Origin of the sequence: Actinoplanes sp. M2I2 (assembly GCF_023544445.1) — a bacterium.
Classification (GTDB): domain Bacteria; phylum Actinomycetota; class Actinomycetes; order Mycobacteriales; family Micromonosporaceae; genus Actinoplanes.
Genome location: NZ_JALPVJ010000011.1, coordinates 157,153 through 175,040, shown reverse-complemented (window position 1 = coordinate 175,040; position 17,888 = coordinate 157,153). Strand labels below are relative to the sequence as shown.

The window sequence follows — 17,888 nt, the reverse complement described above, 5'->3', positions numbered from 1 at the left end:
ACTGGCACTCTCACCAGCGGCGGGACCAGCAGATGCCCAGGAAGTTCGGCGTGACGGTGACGGACGACCTGATGGAGGCTGTCGGGTCACGCGGCGGGAACCCAGACCTGCCAGGTGACCTGAACGTCGGCGAGGATCTCGCTGTCCGGCTTGGACCAGGCAGGTTGGGCGCATCCGTGCGAGGCGAACCAACCGGACGTCCCGGAAACCGGATGTGACATCGGGATCAGGTCGGGCATCGACATCAGCCGGGCCGTCACCCGGTGCTCGCCGAGAGCCCACCACCGGATGAAGAGCAGCTGATGCGCGCAGCCGTTCATGGTCGCGGGAAAGCCGTCGATCACGGCGGGTCCGGGCCGCCGAACACCCGGATGACGGCATCGCCGGCGCGGTCGAACCGATAGCCAGGCCACGCCGCCGGCCAGTCCGGGCGGTCGGGACCGGCACGGGCGACCAGATCGGCGTCCGCCCACCGGATGTCGGCGTCCGGCTGGCTTCGGCGGCGCAGCCAGAGCACCACCGTCACAACGGCCGCCACTGCGGCGATCACTATCGCGATGACACTGCTCATCTTGTCGGCGGCGTCGAGACCGGCACCAGTAAGCCAGGCGGCAAGGCTGGCGGCCATGAGAAACGTGATCGTCAGGACGGTGGGCGGCAGCCAGTGCGGGTGACGGAATCTGGCGGGTTCTTGAGCACCGGACGCCACGCGACGATCCTTTCCCGACGAGGGTGCAGCGGCTCCAGCAGTGTAGGGCCGGGCGGTGAACCTCGTCCCCAGCTGACCCCCGCCGCACACGCCGCGGCCACCGCACGCAGTCGCGGATCGTCGTCACCTCGAAGCGAGGCGGCATAAAACGCGTTGTCACAGGGGTGGAGCCGCATGGTCTCATGGTCGGATGTCCGTGAAGCCACCGCTTGAACTGGGCCTACAGCATCCCATGTTCCCCATCGCCGCGATCAAGCACATTCCTGCTACCGGTCAGGTGGAGATCACTCGCACCGACGGGCAGACCGTACGAGGAAACACCGGGACGACTCGTGGACACGATTCCATTCGTGAGTCCGTGTTCGTTCCTCGCACGTCATCCCTGGAGGTTGAACTGACCAGCGGGATCACCCTCACGATGGAGATCGGCACGCTGCTGGCCACGGTGGAGCGGCCGGTGGTGTACCTCGATCAGAACCACTGGATTGACCTCGCCCGGTACTGCATCGGCTCCTCGCAGATCTCCGAGGAGCGCGTACGGGTCTGCCGCCGGATCACCGAACTCGTCGAGGCCCGACAGATCATCCTGCCGGTGTCCGGAGCCCACCTTGTCGAGATCGCCAAGAACGCCGGCCGGCAGCGCCGGGACGTCGCCCAGGTGATGATGAAGTACTCCCAGGGGTGGCAGATGATCAGCCCCTTGCGGGCACGAGCCCACGAGTTGCTTCACCTCTTCGGCGCCGAGCCCGCTGCTCTCGGCAAGTCCCAGGTGTTCACCCTCAATCCCCACGCCCTGTGGGCCGACGACAGGAACCGCCAGCGGCCCGCGGACTGCCTGGACGGTTCGCTGCCCGCGGAGCTCCAGGGACTTCTCGACCGGATCACCTGGGCCGAGGCGCTGCTGGAGACCTTCGTCGACCCGGAGCCGACGGTGTCGGACATCGGTACGGAGAGAGCGGAGAAGTGGGCGAACTCCTTCCAGGAGCTCGCGATCCACGTGCGGAACACTCCTCAGGCCCGCCAGCATCTGCGCGGGATGACCCGGGTGCGGGCACTGAACGACTTCATCCAGGACATAGCCCAGGCAGCTCTCGTTGCCGGCTGGAGCACCGAGGAGTTCCAGCAGTGGTGGTCCCTCCGCGCCGAGAACGACATCTCGGCGGTTCCGATGCTCGGACGGTTCCGGGAACTGGTGCACCTGCGGGTGTCCAACGCCGACGACAAGTGGCACCGTAACGATCTCAACGACACCCTCTTCCTGTGCACGGCCGGCGCCTACGCCGACATCGTCGTCGGTGAGAAGAAGATGACCAGCTACCTGATGAGGGTGCAGGGCAAGGTGCCGGACGGCGCCCGGCTGTTCCGCCGGTTGGAGGATGCGCTGCCCACCATCGAGGCGGCAGCGGCCTGAGCAGCACTCAGCGGCTTCGCGTGGTCCTACCGCTCGGGCCCTGGCGGATGAAGGAAGTACTCGAAGGAACGAGATCGCCCTATCCTGTAGGCGTCTAGATCACTGACATCCAGTCGCTGCGGCGCGTGCTGGGAACGGCCTGATGCCCGGCGAGGGCGGGCCAGTTCGTCATCGTCTGGGTTCGTCATCGTCGGGGAATGAAGACCCCCGCGTTGCTTCGAAGGTTTGCCTTCACAGACTCGTAGGCGCGGTCGATCTCGCTTGCCTGCCTAAACTCGCCCTCGCGCGGCTCGAAGTCTTGGAGGCAGGCGGTTAGAGCCGGGAACTCTGCCGGGTTCATGACGATCTCGCCGACGCCCGACGGCCGGAGGAGCTCCTTTGGCAGCGTCGTCACTGCGTTGGAACTGGGGTCCTTCGCGAGTTCATCCAGTTGGGCGAGGAGAACCTTGTCGTCGAGGAGACTCTGTCGTGCGATTCGCAGGTAGTGCTTCTCGTACTCCTGGATCAGTGGCTTCAGGTAGTGGCGCATCCGTTGAGCCTGGCGCCGCAGGTTGTTCTCGGAGTCGGACACCTCCGGCAGCGCGATGACGCGCCGGAGCATCGAGCGCATCTCACGACATCTCTCGATCAGGTCCGCGTATGTCTCGCCATTGGCGTTAGACGTTAGCCGCAGGCACGCATTCTCGATGGCGTCCTGCGCGACGACGAGGTCCTGCAGCATCTGCGTCCACGCATCGCGTTTCGCCCTGGTGACCTCGACCTGGCGTAAGACGGCGGTAATCAGGCCGGCGCCGGCGAGTACTGTGGCCAGTTGGAGCAGCCATCGTCCGATTTCGTACGACGTACCCGTTGACGGCGAGCGGGCGAGCACCACGATCCCGACGACCGAGGCACCCAGGGCAAGCACGAAGGACATAGCCCCGAGAACGACCAGTCCTCGTGAACGCCAGGGGTTGGTTTTCATCCTCCGACTCTGCCACTACTGCTGCGGACTTTCGAGCAGCGCCAGGAGGACCCAGGCAACCTGGTCGATTGTCACCTCCGGATGGATCTGGCGTATCTCGTAGTACAGCCAGTACGGGTCGACCTTGCCATCGTCGCCGGATCGGGGCATCGCCTGAGCGGCCGCCTCGATGGACTGTCGCATCTGCTCGGACGGGAGGACGGTCATCGCTGCGGCCAGGGCCCGCAGACTGGGATCCGAGAGCCTCAGGTGAGGATAGTTCTCGTTGTTGGTGTCGTAAGTCATGAGTACCCCCTTCCGAACGGTAGGTACGACCTCCGTGCCGGTCCATGACTAATCTCCGGGCACGAACCTGACAGGTTGTGTCGGGGTCGTGTCGCGATCGGGTGGATCAGAGCCGGTGCGAGATGATCCTCGATGCTGAGGGCACAACCGGAGGAGGGATCAAACCACGGCACGCGTCGCGGTCGTCGATCCCCTTCCGCTGTACCGGGAGGGTGTCGCCATGGTGCTCGCGGCCGCCGGGCACCGGGCCGAGACACCCGCCGACGTCGTGGGCTGGGCCCGCCGCCGTACCTCTGCCCTGATCCTGCTGACTTTGGTAGGCGAGCCGCAGTGGCAGCTGCTGGCCCGGCTGCGCGATGCCCGCGTCACGCTGCCGCTCATCGTGCTCATCGACGCCGCGTCGGCCGCGCAGGGCGTGCGCGCCGTGCGCGCCGGTGCCAGGTCGGTGCTGCCGCGCAGCATCTCTGGGGAGGAACTACGGCGTACGGTTACGGCCACCATGGAAGGTCAGGCGGTGGTGCCCGCGGAGGTGCTGGCGTCGCTGGCGATCGCCGGGCCGGGTGGCTACACGCCCGTGGTGTCGCCGGATCGGATCGGATGGCTGCGAAAGCTCGCGACGGGCGGCACCGTAGCCGAGCTCGCCGGTCAGGTCGGCTACTCCGAACGCGCCATGTTCCGGCTGCTGACCGTGTTGTATCGGGATCTCGGCGTAAGCAGCCGGGTTGAGGCGATCATGCTGGCGCGTGATCGGGGCTGGATCTGATCCTCATCGGTTGAGAGCGTCGATCACCGGCTGGAGGAGTCCGCGTCGCGGACCGGTCTCGTCGAGGCGTGTAAGCATGAATTCCATCCGATAGTTCAAGCCGGGTGCAGGCTCGGGTCGTTTCATGCCGGGCATTTCGAACGACTCAATGGCGGCGGCCAGGTCGACTCGGCCGGCGAGCACGAGACCGCATCTCGCGAAACCCTGTATGTGCCGGGCAACGAAGTCTCCGGGTCGGGGGGCCAATGGCTTGGCGTCCGGCGCAGACCAGGAGTCGGTGTCCTTGCGGATGCGGTCGTCGGTCTCTTGCAACAGGTCCCTGAACAGCTCTTCGGCGGACGCCGGCTTGGTGATCCGGCAGACCAGCGCGGCCAGTGCAGGCACGACGAGATTCTGGCCGCGCGACCGGTGCCAGCTCGCGCGAGTGATCGCCGTCTTCGCCTCGGCTGGGCGTCCGGCGCGCAGGTGCGCGACGCACAACGTCATACGAGCCTGCCGCAGGGTTGCTCGGTCTTGCACGTCGAAGGCGAGATCGATCGCCTGTCCGGCTTCCTCGATCGCGCGGTCGACCGTGCCCGACCGGAGTCCCTCGAACAGCAGCAGGTCGGCTCGGGTGTCCAGGTAGGTAGCGCGGTGGGAAGCATTGTTGCTCCCATGCATGCTCAGGATCTTCTGCAGCCAGTGCCAGGCTGGCTCTGTCTTCCCTAGTTCGGCGTGCCAGTACGACAGCCGAGCGGCCAGCGCGACCCCCAGTAACGGCCCATCGGTGACCGCATCGTCGTGATCCACGAACTCCTGCGTCCCGTAGACACGAAAACCCTTGCGGGCGCATTCGATAGCCTCGGCGAACTGACCCCAGCGGCGGTGGCAATCGGCTAGGCCGGTGAGGGCGCCCATCCGTCCGATCGAGTCACCGGCCTTGGTCGCCTCGGCCAGCCCGTACTCGTAGTTGACCCGCGCCATGTCGATGTTGTTCATCGCCAGGTGCAGGTTTCCAAGATTCACCTGCTGCCGCCCGATGTCGCGCGCGTCGGTTTGTGGTCCGGCCAGACTCCGGGCCTGTCCGTAGGCAACGTCCGCTTCCTCGACATCGCCGAGTGTGAGGTAGATGCCGCCGAGAGCGTTCTCGTTGACCCTCTCGAGCTCCGAATTTCCGTACCGGCCACGAACGGCGAGTCGCTGCTCGAGCAGTAGCGCGTTGCATCTCCAGTTTTGCAGATGGTTGTCGATAACGGAGATCAGTCTGTGCGCGAACGGGAAGTCCTCGGTACGCAGCACTATGCGAAGCTGCGCGAAATGGTAACGAAGATCTGACAGGGTGCGCGGTGTGTGCACCAAGCAGTCTTGCAGCGCCTTCGTGCAAGCGTAGGACATCGATCGAAGAACGTCCGGCGCCGTCTGATCGAGGACGGTCGCAGCGTCCGCAGCAGGTAAGTAGTACAGGTCCCCATCGCATCTGACCAGGTGGTCGGCGTGAAGGTTCACCAGCATCTGCCTTGCCTTTCCCGGCGAGACGCCGGGCAGCGCGGCCTGTACCGCAAGGACAGGCACCGGGGTGCCGAACACCGCGAGCGCCGTGATGACCTGGCTCACGAGTGTGCGATCGTCGAGCAGGGTCTGAATGAGGTAGGCAGGCGCCGAGGTGTGGGCCGGCAGCTCCGCGAGAATTGTGGACAGCGGAACATTGGCCTGGCACACAGTCGCGTACATCAGTTCACCGATCCGCGGGACGCCTGCCGCGTGTTGCGCCAGTTCAAGTTGCTCGTCGCCGCTCAGGCGGCCCAGTCGGAGCCGGTCGTCCCGATCCATCGACCGGAGCAGGTCGAGAAACTCCTCCGTCGACAGGGCCGGCACCGTGATCGTGTCCGCGGCCGGCCAGGACACCGCCTTTTCGAGCGACTCTCCCTCGATGGTTTCGAGGACCACCGAGACCTGATGTGCCTCGTGGGCGTTGAGCATTGTGAAGGCCTCGTCCAGACCGAGGTCGACAAGCCGGTGGGCGTTCGGATGGAGAAGGTTCTCGGCAGCTTCGACGACGATGACGATCGGTCCCGATGATGTGTTCAGTATCTTCTCGAGCCGCACCAGCGCGGCTCCAGGTCGGCCTCCGGCGGGGGCCGGTTCGCCGCCGATCAGTTCGATGAGCGTGGCGACGTCGAGCCGATAGTCTGGGGTGACGTGACGCTGACCGAAACGAGGGCGCCGCGAACTGTCGTCCTGCGCTTGCAGGGTCTTGATAACGGCATCGACGAGTTTGGTCTTCCCGGCACCGGTCTCACCTTGGACTGACAGGACGCCATACGGTCCGTGGGTGAATCGATCAGCGAGGGCGTCCTGCTGGAAGAACCGGTTGACGATCCCGCCCCGAGGCGGGAGCGCGACGGTCTGCGACGCGAACTCGTCGCCGTACCGGTCGCGGAATCTCGCGGCTGCGGCCACCGCGAGGTCGTAACACCAGCGACGAGATTCTTCGGGACGATCGTCTGCAGCTTTACGACCGACCCGTAGCAGCGCGTCGCCGACGAGGGCCAGCAGGCACTGTTGCCGCCATTCCTTGCCGAGGCCACCTCCGCCGTCCGAGAGAGCGTCCACGACGGCCGAATGAATGGTCCGGCTGATGGTGCTGAAGTACTGGACGCTGTCGGCCACGTCCGTCCGGTTGGGATCGACGATGACCTTGATGAGGTCCTGTCGTGCGGACGGCTCGTGATTGAACTTCGTGAAGTCGTCGAGCGCGAGGGCCACCAGCAGGTGCATCGGGTCACGGGCCAGAGGTGCATTTTCTGAGTAGTGGTCGTAGTCGATGAGTTGGAAATCGTCGGTTCGTACCGTGGGATCGGTGCAGATGAGGATGTTGCGGCCGTTCAGGTCGCCGTGCGCCCTGCCGATAAGCAGGTCCTCCATTACCCAGCGGCTGGGCCCGCCGGTGAGAAACGAGAGTGGGTCCCGGTTGTCAGGATCGATGTTGGCGCGGATCCAGCGATCGACTCGGCCCCGGCGGTCCCCGACGATGTGGGCGACCATCGACCGGACGGTACTCAGCCTGCGGTTTGGGGCCTGATCGTTCCATTTGCTGATCACCGACTTGACGATCATCCCGTAGTCGATGACGCTGGGCGGATTACGGTTGCGTAGCGCCACAATCTGCTGATAGCTACTCAGATCGCCACCGGCGATCCGCATGTATACAGCTCGTGCGTCGTCGTTCCCGATACGGAACGGTTGCCCCTCAGCCTGGGTCAGGTGCTGCTGAACGAACGTATTGCCGGGAACCAAGGCACGAGTGAACTGTTCAGCTCGATGCCGTGATGCGAAGAACTTGAGGACGAGCTGGGTGGCCCTGTCGGCATCCACGACGCGCGCGACTGGGTTTCCGCTGCGACCGCCGCCGAACCACTCGCGGTGTTCGAGGCGGCGGGATCCGCCAGCGAGGTGTTCTTCGAGTTCGTCTAGAAGGTGATGTTGGTCAGGGTGCAACCCTTGCTTCCACTTCGCGGGGTCCACGAGAAGGCGCATGCCTGACAATCTATGTGGAGGGCAACATGAATGGAATATTCCCGACGCCCGCCGGAATTCGCGCCCGACGTAGCGCTCGTCGCCTATCTGAAAGTCTTCTACGAACGCACCGGTGATACGGTCCCTACCCTCGCACGGGAGTCCCCCACTGTAACGATGCTGATGACTCAGCCGGGCACTAAATTGATCTTGGTTGGTCGGTCGCTGGGACCCTGCTAATCAACTTCGCTTGCACCACGATCTGCTGGCACCGATTGATCAAGTGGGCCAGTCCAAGACCTGTTAGGAACTCTTAGGCGGACTGACCGTTCTTGGCGGCTCCAGGGTTCTCGGCGGCGTGGTCGAGTAGTTGGTCGTCGAGGATGTCGCGGGTGATGCGTTCCTTCGTGGTGAGGATCGCGTCGATGGCGGCGCCGCGTACGAGGGTGGACAGGCTTCCGATTCGTCCGTTGGTGCGGGTGTACAGGTATTCGCTGTGGCGGGCCAGGGTGCCGGTGCGGTGTTGTCGTAGGCAGAGTGCCGCTTCGAAGGAAGCCACCATGGTCTCCCATTCCTTGCGCTGGCCGGCGGTGCCGTAAGCGAAGGGGCGGGTGGGTACGAGGGCGAATCTGCTGGCCAGTTGCTGGCCGCGGGGTCCGGTGAACAGGTTGTCGCGGACGTTGATGCCGGCGTAGACGAAGGTGGCGGGGATGCGTTCGGAGAGGTATTTGAGCTGGTCGGAGACCTCGCCGCCGTGGGTGGTGTTGATGTTGAGGTTGTGGATTTCGTCGACGATGATGAGGTCGCAGCGCGCGTCGATGAGGGTCCGGCACACCGATTCGGTGATGTCGGGCATATTCGCGCGGGACCTGACGGGCAGGGCGAGGAAGTGGGCGAACTCGACGGCGATCATCCTGGCGGTGGCGGGGGCCGGCACGGTGATGTAGACGACGGGGATCCGGTCGTGGCCGGGGTGGCGCAGGTCGATGCTGAGGTGGTGGGTGCGGCCGAGTTCGGTGACCGAGGTGCTCTTGCCGGTGCCGCCGAGGCCTTCGAGGATCAGGCCGCGGCGCGCTGAGGTGGCGTGCCGGTTGAGAATCAGCAGCCGGCGGACGGCGGTCATGACGGTGCGGATCGTCGGGGTCTCGAGCACGAACGGTTTGCCGAGATAGTCGAGCCGGTCGGCGTCGTAGCGCTCACAGGCCGCGGGTGTGTCTCGGGCGGGTGGCTGCGGTTTCGGGATCTGGTGGTGCGCCCAGTGGAACCAGCCTTCCCAGGTGGTCGGGACCAACCGTTCGGCGACCAGGTCCGACGGGCTCATGGCAGCCACCGCTGGGCGTGGTCGGCGGCGTCGAACGTACCGAACGGTGCACCCGGCGGCTCCTCAACGCTCGCGTCGTCGTGCTCGTCGGCGATGCCGTCCGAAGGCGGGTCGTCGAGGGTCGGGCGGTGGGCGGCGGCACCGGCTCGGGTACGGCCGACGACGCGGCGCTCATCGGGGGTGAGGGCCGTGCCCGGTGACGGCGGCTGGTCCGGTGGCCCCTGGCCGGCGCGGCGCAGCAGGTCATTGAGCACCCGGGCGGTACGGGTCTCCAACGGCTCGGTGCTGTCCATGGTGGCGGCTTTACGGCGGGCGTGGCGCCAGGTGAAGTCGGCCAGCGGGGCGTTGACCATGGCCCGGTGCGTCCAGTCGAGGGTGAACCAGCCGGTGCCGTGGTGGTTGCGGACCCAGATCCGGGTGATGTCGTACTCGTCGTAGGCGACCTGCCATTTGTTCTTCTGGGCGGTGACACCGGACGGTTGGCGCCGGGGCAGGCCGCGGGTGGTGTAGATCCGGCCGGACCAGCGCACGCCGTAGTCGTTGATGGTCGCCCAGAAGGTGGGGAGCAGTTCGAGGTAGTCGTCGCCGCGCAGCATCACCGGCACGTAGCCGGCGGCCTCGACGAGGGTCGCGTACATCTCGTTCGGTGACAGGCGGCGGCCGGTGTCCGGGCTGGCCAGTTCGTCGTGTGGGCGTGACTGCCAGCTGGCGATGACCCATTCGTCGAACAGGTCCTGCAGTTGGGCCAGGCTCCAGAGCGGTTTGTCGGCGATCCGGGCGCCGCGCCGGGTGGTGTCGCGGCCGACGTAGCCGACGACGTACTGGCAGAACAACGTGTTGATCGATCCGAAGGTCCGTTCGATGACGCCCTTGTAGGTGGGTGTGCCCGGCGGGGCGGGTTGCAGGGAGATACCGAGCCGGCGGCAGGCCTGCACGAAGGTCGCGGAGACGTACACCTTGCCCTGGTCGTAGACGATCGTCTCCGGGTAGATCGCCGGTTTCGCGGCGGCCAGCCGCATCCGGTCGTCGATTCCGATCAGCCGCTCGTAGGGCAGGCAGGAGTGGGTGATCCGCAGGGCGTCGTCCCAGCCGGGCCGCATCGGGTCGGGCACCAGCATCCTCGGCAGCAGCAGCGCCGCGTCGATGGCTTTGGTGCCCTGGGGGCGCAGGATGCCCGCGCACAGCGTCCGGGTCGCCACGTCGACGGCGGCGGTCAGTTCGCCGCGTTCGGCGACGCCGTCGCCGAGGTGGGTGAGGACGTCGATGGTGGTGGTGTCGATCTGCACGACCTGCCCGGGGCGGGGGAAGGTCAGGGTGGTGAAACCACCGGCGGGCCGGTTGTCCATGTTTCTGCGGGTGACGGCGGCGTCGAAGGTGTAGGTGCCGGTGGTCATCGTGCGCAGCAGTTTGTTGAAGGTGCTCTTGGCCGGCACGGGTGGCGGGTCGTCGGGGTACCGGTCGGTGATGATCTGCTGCACGCGCCACCGGAACCGGTCCCTGGTGCCGGTGGAGTCGGGGACCTCGGCCTGCAGGGCTTGCCGGATCACCTCGACGACCCGGGGGTCGGTGTCGCCGGTCATGCTGACCGGCCGGCGGGCCCGGCCGTCGGTCAGCGCGCGGGGGTCGCCCGTGGTGCGCAGGCGTCGGCGCATCCGGTCGATCGTGCGTGGGCTGGCCTGCCAGCCCAGGGCGGTCAACTCGCGGGCCTTGGCGTGACAGCGTTCGGTCAGGGTGGTGGTGGCCGGGTCGTATTCGGGGCGGGGCTGGGCGTGGGGTCCGGCGCCGAGGGGCAGGCCGGTCTCCATTTCGATGATGTGCTGTTCCCACTGGCGGGCGAGGTCGGCGGTGGGAGTGTCCAGGTCGTCGAGATGGGGGTTGATCACGGCCGGGACCGGCGCGGCGTTGAGCAGTGCGAAGCCGTCGGAGGTGAGCAGGTGGGTCAGCAGCACCGCGATCGTGGTGTCGTCGGCGCCGGCGAGGCGCAGATGGGTGCCGGTGAGCGCGACGACCCGGTACTCGCGGTCCTCGTAGCGGACCTGGTCGCCGAGGTGCAGTACCTGCCTCACCGGGGCACGCTCACGATCGACACGCTGTCGAGGCGCAGGGTGAGGTCGGCGTGCAGCCGCTGGTTCCACAACAGGTGATACAGCACCGGCAGCACGGCGAGCGGATCTCCGACGGCGGTCGCCGTCGCCATCAGCGGTCCCGGCCGGTCGTACGCGGTGAGCAGGCCTTGTGCGACGCCGTCGTGGTGGTGGCGGGGATGGCGGTATCCGGCCAGCCACCGCAGGTTCTCGATCCACACCGGGTCGTACCCGGTGACCAGCAGGTGATCCCAGCAGGCGTACGCGCAGGCGTCACGGATCGCGGTGTTCGCCGCCGGGTCGTCGGGCTTTGCGGTGTTGCGGGAGCGGCAGTCGACGACGACGCCGGTGCCGTCGACGCGCCGGGCGAAGAATGCGGGGATGTGTGCCCGCGGAGGGTGCGGGCCGGTCCAGGACAGGGTGAACGGGCGGCTCGCGAAGGCGCGCACCGTGTTGTCGTGGTCGAGGACCATGGCGGTGTCGCGTTCGAGGCGGGTCCGGTAGCTGACGTGATCGCCCAGCCGCGCGGACCAGTAGTGGCCCGGCGGGCTGCGTTGGCCTTTGTACACCGGCAGCGGCGCCACCGGTGGGGTGTGTTCGAACGGCTGCGCCATCGCGAGCGTCAGGGACTCGTCGGTGTCGCCGCGAACCGGATCGCGGTGGCGCACCACACAACCGTGGGCGCTGGTGGGTGGTTGCTGCGGCGCGGTCGTGAGGAGGCTGGACATCAGCAGCCTTCCCGATCGTGTCCCGGCGACAACCTCGCCACGTCGATGCCGGCGGCGCTCACGGTGGCATCCGGGGACCTGCGGCCGCGCGTACGGCGAGTTGTTCGCACCACCGGTGCAGCGGATCGACCGCGTCACCGGTGACGTCGTATCCGGTGCAGCGGCGGACCTCGGCGTGGAAGCGTCGTATCAGCGGGCTGTCCCACAGATCACGGCGTGGTTGCTCGCCGAGAACCCTGATCCAGTACCGGGACACGAACAGGCTGAGCAGTCCGACCGTCTCCGGGTAGTACATCAGGGCGACGATCGGATCACGGTCGCGCGGTGTGCCGCTCGTGAGCCCGGCGAGAAGGTGTCGGCGGGTCACGGCGCCGCTGCTCCAGCAGCCGTGCTGCGCCCACCATGCCGTGACCTCAACCGCCTGGCTGTAGGCGGTCTGCACCGCGGGCCGGCCGTGCCGTCGGACGAGGTTGGTGTGGTGACGCTGGGCGGCCGGCAACTCGGGGACGTCGCGCAGGTCCCACTGACCGTGGGGATCCTGGCCACCGATCCAGAGCGCGTGCTTGAGGCAGATCTGCACTTCACTGGGCGTCCACGCGAGAACCTCGCCGGTGGCACCATGGGCGGCGGCGCATCGCCGGCATACCGGCCTGATCAACACCGACCGGCCCGAGCGGGCGTGCTGGGGCGTCGGTGGGTGCGGCCACCGGTTGTCCGCCGGCAGTTGCAGGTCGTGCTGGGTTGCGCGTAGTTCGGGCAGCGCCAGTAGCAGTGTGCGGGGCGCCCGCCCGGTGAGGGCCCCGAGGGCGTCGGCGCTGAGCAGGCCACGACAGCCGGCGGCGGCGCGCAGGCCGGCCACGGGCAGATGGTTGGCTGCGGCCAGGCGAGCCTCGTAGGACCGCACTGTCTCGTCGCGAAACGGTGCCACGTCGCGGGGCAACCGCCGCACCGTCGCCGTCGGTGGTGCGGGTTGACGAGCAGCCGGTCGTGGTCCGCTGACACGCGGCGCCGACGATCGCCGGGGGCGCCGTTCGCTGCGCGGCGGTGTGAAGGTGGGTTCCACCCGCATGGCCGGAGGGGCTGGGTGTGCCGGGGTGGTGTCTTCCGGGCCGTGGTGCGCGATATACACGTCCGCCATGAGCATGGCGGGATCGCGTTCGAGTGGCTCGTTCACCCAGCGGCGCAGGTACCGGGCGCGCACGTCGGCGGTCTGCTCCGGTGGCTCTTCTGCCGGGGATGCGGCGGTCCTGCGGGTCAGGGCGAGGCCGGGAGCGTGGCGCAGCACCGACGGTGACACGCGACCGGGGTCGTCGAGGCCGGCCGTGGCCGCGACGCGCCGGATCATCGCCGCGGGTGTCGCGGGTCCGAGTCGCGTACCGGTGGCACCGTGGCCCGTGACGAACAGCGGCCCGGTCAGCTCGTGCACGCCGATGCCGTCCGTGTGCGCCCGGGCCGCCAGGTAGGCGTGAATGGCGGCCGCCGCGTCATCGGGTACCCGGTGGCGGTACCGACCGCCGTCGCCGTCGCGCAGCCACATCACTGCCCGCGCGCCGTCACCGTCGAAGCCGAGGTGTTCGATGTCCAACCCGACGACCAGGCCAGGACCGATGTCCGTGCCGATGAACATGCGCAGGATCGCGGCACGGCACAACGCCGTCAGGTACGCACGTGCCCGTGCGGCATGGGCGGCGGCGACGATGTCGGCGTCGGCCTGGGCGCGCAGCCGGTCCAGGTCCGTGGCCGACAACGTGCGACGCTGCTTGCCGTACCAGGCACGGCGGGGTCGTGCCACCTGGTCGAGTGGGCTGGCCGCGACCCGTCCGATGGTGACCAGGTGGCGGTACCAGCTCGTCAGGGTGGACACCCGCCGGGCGACCGTGGCCGGCCCGTACGTGCTGACCTGCGTGTTGATGAAGGTGTCGATGTCGGCGGGCGCGGCACTCAGCGGCTGTAGACCCTGTTCGGCACACCAGGCCGTGAACAGAGCCAGGTCCGTCGCGTACGCGTCACGGGTGTTCGCGGGCCTGCCGATCAGCCAGGTCGTCAGGAACCTGGCGGGTACCTCGTAGGCGCCGTGGTCGTGGCGTCGCGCTGGGCTCGCGGCTCGGCCCGCATCGAGGGCTTCGATGCTCTGCCTGGGCAGGGGCGCCGGACGGGCCATGCATCAACGTTATCGATGCAGGTGTCCGGGCCACCGGCATGTCACCCGAACGGGTAGGCCTCACCGGGTCATGGCGGAGCGGCGAACCGCCTGTCAGTTGTCGACTGTGGCGGCTCGACTCGGGTCAGAAGCCGGGGAAGACGGCGCGCAGCTCGTCGAGCGAGACGTTGCCGGTCACCGCGACGTCGGCCGGGGTGTGCTGCGGGGTGAGCCGGCCGTAGATCAGCCGGATCGCCGATTCCAGCGGCCCGGTGAACGTCGCGGTTGCGGGCAGCGCTTGTGTGGTGAGCCGGGCGGTGTCGTCGAGCACGATCCGGTACGGCGTCGCGCTGATGTCCAGGACCGCGTGCTCGCCCGCCGCGGCCGGCTTGGCGATGAAGCCGAGCAGGAAGCCGAGGCCACCGCTGAGGTGTTCGGCCAGCAGCACCGCCGACGGCTCGGCGAGGCCCGCGGCCGGGTCGACGCCGGCGCGGACGTCCCAGACGTGCGGGGCGACCTCGCTCAGGCGCATGGCGGCGAACGACGCGAGCGACAGCGGCTCGGGCATGAACCCGATCGCGACCTTGAGGTCGTCGTGCCGTTCCTGCGGGATGGCTTCGAGGGCCGTGACCAGCGCGGTGTCGGCCTGCACCCAGCCGGTCGCCTGGTCCTGCGGACTCAGCGCGTTCCACCGGTCCCAGACGCCCTGGTTGAAGTCGGGGCCGGGTGCCGGCGCCTCGCCGAGCGCCGCCCGGAGCCCGGCGAGCGTGATCTGCGCGCCGCTGCCCAGATGCGACAGGACGTCGGCGATGGTCCATGCGGACGCGGCGGACGCGGCGGTGAGCTGTTCGGCGGAAAGCGCGGAGACCACACCCGTGAGGGTGTCGTGCTCGCTGCGCAGGGCCGCGATCGTGTGGCCGGCAAGGGTCGTCATGAGTGGTGAGCCTACCGACGTCCCCACAAGAAGTGGAACGGGCCGTCCATTTTTGTGGGAGCCGGCGGACACTCAGCTCAGCACCGCGTGCGTCCCGAAGGTTCTGCGGTGATAGGTCAGCGGAGCCCGCGGATCGTGCTCGGCGGCCGTGACGCGGCCGATTGCCACGATGTGGTCGCCGCCGGGTATCAGCTGGTCCACGTCGCAGGCGAGCCAGCCGCTGACGGCGTCGAGCCGGGGTAGCCCGTGCTGGTGCGCCCAGGCAACGCCGGCGAATTTCTCGTCGCCTTTGCGGGCGAACGTCAGCGCGAGCCCGCTCTGCTCGGCGGTCAGGACGTTGAGCCCGAACCGCCGGGTCCGGGTGACGATGCTCAGCAGTGCCGAGTCGCGGTCCAGCGCGACGAGCACCATCGGCGGGTCGAGGGACAGCGAGGTGAACGCGCTGACGGTGGTGCCGTGCGGGCGGCCGTGGTCCATCGCGGTGACGACGGCGACGGGCGTGGCCACCGCGCCCATCACGGCGCGGAAGTCGTCGGCCGAAACGCTCATACCGGTGGCCTCCCCTCGATGCTGCCGGTGCGCCGGATCCGGTGCCGGCGCACCGGCTGAGTCAGAGCTGTCCGAGTTCCTTACGGACCTGCGGCAGGACTTCGGTGCCGAGCAGTTCGATGGCCTTGAGGAAGGTGGCGTGGGACATGCCGCCGACGTCCATCTGCAGGATCTGCCGGCTGTGTCCGAGCTGCTGGTGCAGGTGCAGGATGCGGTCGGCGATCTCGTCGGGCCCACCGGCGAAGACCATGGCGCCCGGCTCGTAGTTGAGTTCCCGGCCGGACGGGGCCATCGGTGCGCGGCCGACCTCGGCGGCGCCGGTGGCGAACATCGCCATCTCGTAGTCGAGGTAGTCGGCCTTGGCCTGCTTGTTGTCCGCACCGACGAACCCGTGCACGGCGACGGCGATGTCCGCCTGCTCGGCGGGGTGCCCGAGTTGGGTCCACGCTTCGCGGTAGGCGTGGCCGTACTGTGCCCAGCGGTCCACGGTGCCGCCCAGGATGCCGAGGAACATCGGCAGGCCGAGTTCGGCGGCTCGCAGCACCGATTCGGGGCTGCCTCCGGTGCCGAGCCAGATCTTCAGCGGCTGCTCCGGGCGCGGCACGATCAGCGCGTCGCGCAGGGCTCGTTGCCGGTGCGGGCCCTTGAAGGTGACGCGGTCGCCTGCATTGGCCGCGATCAGCAGGTCGAGCTTGGACCGGAAGAGCATGTCGTAGTTGCGGCTGTCGAGGTCGAACAGGGAGAACGTGATGTCGGAGGAGCCGCGCCCGGCGACGATCTCGACCCGGCCGGGTGCGATCGCCGCGGCGGTGGCCATCTGCTCGAAGACCCGCAGCGGCTCGTCGGTGGACAGCACCGTGACGGTGGTACCCAGCCCGATCCGATGGGTGGAGGCCGCGGCGGCGTTGACCAGCGAGGTCGGCGACGACAGCGGCATCGACGGGGTGTGATGCTCACCGAAGCCGAAGAAGTCCAGGCCGACCTGTTCGGCGACGTGCACGGCCTCCAGCACGTTGCGGATCGCCTGAGCGGTGGTGCCGGGGCCGCCGTCGGCGGTGTGGGGGGTGTTGCCGAACGAGTAGACGCCGAGTTCAAGCGCCATGGCGTGCTCCTTAGTCGAGATCAGGTGGTCGAGCGACTGCCGGGCCCAGTCGGCCGGGTGCGGTCACATCCCTACGGTCGCACAAGTGGAAGGTATCTACCACTTAATCAGCCTGTGAAGTGGAAGATAGTCTCCATTTGCTCGAGCCGCGCCCCGGCGACCACATCGCCGCAGTACGGTCGCTGCTGCTTCCCGCCCGGGCGGGGAATAGCGCCGAGGCGATCGGGTACGCCGACCGGCATGACCCACTTCCTGACGAACGTGGCACCGCGGTGACGGCCGGGCGCGGCCTGCTGCGGACACTGGCGGCGGCCACCGCCGTCGCGGGCTTCGTGGCCGACTGGAATCGCACGCACCTGTTCAACCCGGCCTGGCCGCCACATGCCCGCTTCCACGACGCGATGACCATCGCCCTGGGCACCGCCCTGGGTGGTACGGCTCTGTACCTGCTGCGGGACCGGGCAGACGACCGGGACGTGGCCCTCGGCGCGGCACTGCCGGCGCTGTTCTGGGCTTCCATGGGCGCCGCCTTCACCTTTCCCGGCACCGCGGGCATGGAGGTGGAGTTCCCGCAGTACGTCCCCCAGGTGCGTGGTGTGTGGATCAACGAGCGATTCCCGGCGGTCGCGATGACCCTCGCCGCTGCCGGCGCGTACGCCCTGGAACGCCGCGGCCGGCAGGCGGTGCAGCCCCGCTCGGCGATGTAGAACGATCTTGCCCTGGTGCCAGGGGGCGATGTCGCAGAACGTGGACCCGCGAGGTCAGTTGCTGATGGCGGGGGCCCGGCGGACGTAGGTGTCGTCGTCGACCTGGGCGGCGGTGAACGCGGCGATGTCGGCGCGCGTCACGGCGAAACCGATCCGGTCCGTCGCGAAGAAGCCGGAGCGCACCCGGCCCTTCTTCGCCTCGTTGGTGGGACGGATGAAGCGCACGATCGTCCAGTCGAGACCGGAGGCCATCACCGGGTCGGTCATACCGCGGATCTCCTCGTAGGCGCGGCGGCCGAACGTCTTGGGCAGGAAACGGATGAGCCGCGTCTGCCAGGTCGGCCGCTCCTGGGGGTCCCAGACGGCGGGGGTGGCGTGGCAGACGTAGCGCCGCACGCCGTGGCGTTGCATGGCGTCGAGCAGATGACGGGTGCCCTCGGTGAGCGGGTGCCCGCGCTCGTCACGGGTGAGCACGGGGCCGAGGGCGGACACGACGGCGTCGGCTCCGGCGATCGCGGCGTCGATCGCGTCCTTGTCGGACATCTCGCCGACGACGACGCGGACGCGGTCGCCCCAGGACGCGGGAACCTTGCCGGGATGGCGCGCGTACGCGGTGACGCTGTGGCCGCGATCGAGGAGCTCGGCGACGGTCAGGGAGCCGATAGCGCCGGTGGCGCCGAAGACGGTGACGTTCAC

At 68.2% G+C, this 17,888-nt stretch carries 16 protein-coding genes; 3 read left to right on the top strand and 13 right to left on the bottom strand.

Annotation, left to right across the window (positions count from 1 at the left end):
• Nucleotides 1-86 precede the first annotated feature (86 nt).
• The gene (locus HJC40_RS23855; RefSeq protein ID WP_250003619.1) at nt 87-344 is read right to left on the bottom strand and encodes a hypothetical protein; all 258 of its coding nucleotides are present in this window, start codon (nt 342-344) and stop codon (nt 87-89) included.
• On the bottom strand, nt 341-709 hold the full coding sequence (locus tag HJC40_RS23850; RefSeq protein ID WP_250003618.1) for a hypothetical protein: 369 nt from the start codon (nt 707-709) through the stop codon (nt 341-343). Before HJC40_RS23850 ends, HJC40_RS23855 begins: the two co-directional genes overlap by 4 nt.
• 418 nt (nt 710-1,127) lie before the next feature.
• On the opposite strand from HJC40_RS23850, the gene HJC40_RS23845 reads away from it, so the two are divergent.
• Entirely contained in the window at nt 1,128-2,120 is a 993-nt protein-coding gene (locus HJC40_RS23845) for a hypothetical protein (protein WP_250003617.1), read from the top strand.
• 184 nt (nt 2,121-2,304) lie between these two features.
• Here the strand turns inward: HJC40_RS23845 and HJC40_RS23840 are convergent, their stop codons facing one another.
• Together HJC40_RS23840 and HJC40_RS23835 are read right to left on the bottom strand one after the other, a co-directional pair.
• A complete protein-coding gene (locus tag HJC40_RS23840) occupies nt 2,305-3,084 on the bottom strand; it encodes a hypothetical protein (protein WP_250003616.1) in 780 nt (259 codons plus the stop codon).
• 15 nt (nt 3,085-3,099) lie between these two features.
• Nucleotides 3,100-3,369 carry a hypothetical protein gene (locus HJC40_RS23835; protein WP_250003615.1) on the bottom strand — a complete coding sequence of 90 codons (270 nt, stop codon included), beginning with the start codon at nt 3,367-3,369 and terminating at the stop codon, nt 3,100-3,102.
• 220 nt (nt 3,370-3,589) lie between these two features.
• On the opposite strand from HJC40_RS23835, the gene HJC40_RS23830 reads away from it, so the two are divergent.
• On the top strand, nt 3,590-4,132 hold the full coding sequence (locus tag HJC40_RS23830; protein WP_250003614.1) for a DNA-binding response regulator: 543 nt from the start codon (nt 3,590-3,592) through the stop codon (nt 4,130-4,132).
• Between the two features lie 3 nt (nt 4,133-4,135).
• Here the strand turns inward: HJC40_RS23830 and HJC40_RS23825 are convergent, their stop codons facing one another.
• The 8 genes from HJC40_RS23825 to HJC40_RS23790 all read right to left on the bottom strand — a co-directional run bounded on the left by HJC40_RS23825 (nt 4,136) and on the right by HJC40_RS23790 (nt 16,485).
• Complete coding sequence (locus HJC40_RS23825) at nt 4,136-7,648, bottom strand: hypothetical protein (RefSeq protein ID WP_250003613.1); 3,513 nt, start codon at nt 7,646-7,648, stop codon at nt 4,136-4,138.
• Between the two features lie 292 nt (nt 7,649-7,940).
• Nucleotides 7,941-8,948, bottom strand: a complete 1,008-nt coding sequence (locus HJC40_RS23820) for a TniB family NTP-binding protein (RefSeq protein WP_250003612.1) — start codon at nt 8,946-8,948, stop codon at nt 7,941-7,943.
• On the bottom strand, nt 8,945-11,014 hold the full coding sequence (locus HJC40_RS23815) for a Mu transposase C-terminal domain-containing protein (protein ID WP_250003611.1): 2,070 nt from the start codon (nt 11,012-11,014) through the stop codon (nt 8,945-8,947). The genes HJC40_RS23820 and HJC40_RS23815 overlap by 4 nt, the downstream gene beginning before the upstream one ends.
• On the bottom strand, nt 11,011-11,760 hold the full coding sequence (locus tag HJC40_RS23810; RefSeq protein WP_250003610.1) for a TnsA-like heteromeric transposase endonuclease subunit: 750 nt from the start codon (nt 11,758-11,760) through the stop codon (nt 11,011-11,013). Before HJC40_RS23810 ends, HJC40_RS23815 begins: the two co-directional genes overlap by 4 nt.
• A gap of 58 nt (nt 11,761-11,818) precedes the next feature.
• The gene (locus HJC40_RS23805; protein ID WP_250003609.1) at nt 11,819-13,921 is read right to left on the bottom strand and encodes a TniQ family protein; all 2,103 of its coding nucleotides are present in this window, start codon (nt 13,919-13,921) and stop codon (nt 11,819-11,821) included.
• Between the two features lie 124 nt (nt 13,922-14,045).
• Nucleotides 14,046-14,834 (bottom strand): maleylpyruvate isomerase family mycothiol-dependent enzyme, encoded by a 789-nt coding sequence (locus HJC40_RS23800; protein WP_250003608.1) that lies wholly within the window; start codon nt 14,832-14,834, stop codon nt 14,046-14,048.
• A 72-nt stretch (nt 14,835-14,906) separates the two neighbouring features.
• The gene (locus HJC40_RS23795) at nt 14,907-15,383 is read right to left on the bottom strand and encodes a flavin reductase family protein (RefSeq protein ID WP_250003607.1); all 477 of its coding nucleotides are present in this window, start codon (nt 15,381-15,383) and stop codon (nt 14,907-14,909) included.
• A 61-nt stretch (nt 15,384-15,444) separates the two neighbouring features.
• Entirely contained in the window at nt 15,445-16,485 is a 1,041-nt protein-coding gene (locus HJC40_RS23790; RefSeq protein WP_250003606.1) for an LLM class flavin-dependent oxidoreductase, read from the bottom strand.
• Between the two features lie 137 nt (nt 16,486-16,622).
• Here HJC40_RS23790 and HJC40_RS23785 point away from each other — a divergent pair, with 137 nt between their 5' ends.
• Entirely contained in the window at nt 16,623-17,192 is a 570-nt protein-coding gene (locus tag HJC40_RS23785) for a DUF6640 family protein (RefSeq protein ID WP_250003605.1), read from the top strand.
• 54 nt (nt 17,193-17,246) lie between these two features.
• On the opposite strand, the gene HJC40_RS23780 is transcribed toward HJC40_RS23785, so the two are convergent.
• Nucleotides 17,247-17,888, bottom strand: coding sequence for an NAD(P)H-binding protein (locus HJC40_RS23780; RefSeq protein WP_250003604.1), 642 nt, complete (start codon nt 17,886-17,888; stop codon nt 17,247-17,249).

Coding starts and splice junctions, on each gene's coding strand:
- HJC40_RS23845 (WP_250003617.1), top strand. CDS start 1,128: ATGGAGATCGGCACGCTGCTGGCCACGGTGGAGCGGCCGGTGGTGTAC.
- HJC40_RS23840 (WP_250003616.1), bottom strand. CDS start 3,084: ATGAAAACCAACCCCTGGCGTTCACGAGGACTGGTCGTTCTCGGGGCT.
- HJC40_RS23835 (WP_250003615.1), bottom strand. CDS start 3,369: ATGACTTACGACACCAACAACGAGAACTATCCTCACCTGAGGCTCTCG.
- HJC40_RS23830 (WP_250003614.1), top strand. CDS start 3,590: ATGGTGCTCGCGGCCGCCGGGCACCGGGCCGAGACACCCGCCGACGTC.
- HJC40_RS23825 (WP_250003613.1), bottom strand. CDS start 7,648: ATGCGCCTTCTCGTGGACCCCGCGAAGTGGAAGCAAGGGTTGCACCCT.
- HJC40_RS23820 (WP_250003612.1), bottom strand. CDS start 8,948: ATGAGCCCGTCGGACCTGGTCGCCGAACGGTTGGTCCCGACCACCTGG.
- HJC40_RS23810 (WP_250003610.1), bottom strand. CDS start 11,760: ATGTCCAGCCTCCTCACGACCGCGCCGCAGCAACCACCCACCAGCGCC.
- HJC40_RS23805 (WP_250003609.1), bottom strand. CDS start 13,921: ATGGCCCGTCCGGCGCCCCTGCCCAGGCAGAGCATCGAAGCCCTCGAT.
- HJC40_RS23800 (WP_250003608.1), bottom strand. CDS start 14,834: ATGACGACCCTTGCCGGCCACACGATCGCGGCCCTGCGCAGCGAGCAC.
- HJC40_RS23795 (WP_250003607.1), bottom strand. CDS start 15,383: ATGAGCGTTTCGGCCGACGACTTCCGCGCCGTGATGGGCGCGGTGGCC.
- HJC40_RS23790 (WP_250003606.1), bottom strand. CDS start 16,485: ATGGCGCTTGAACTCGGCGTCTACTCGTTCGGCAACACCCCCCACACC.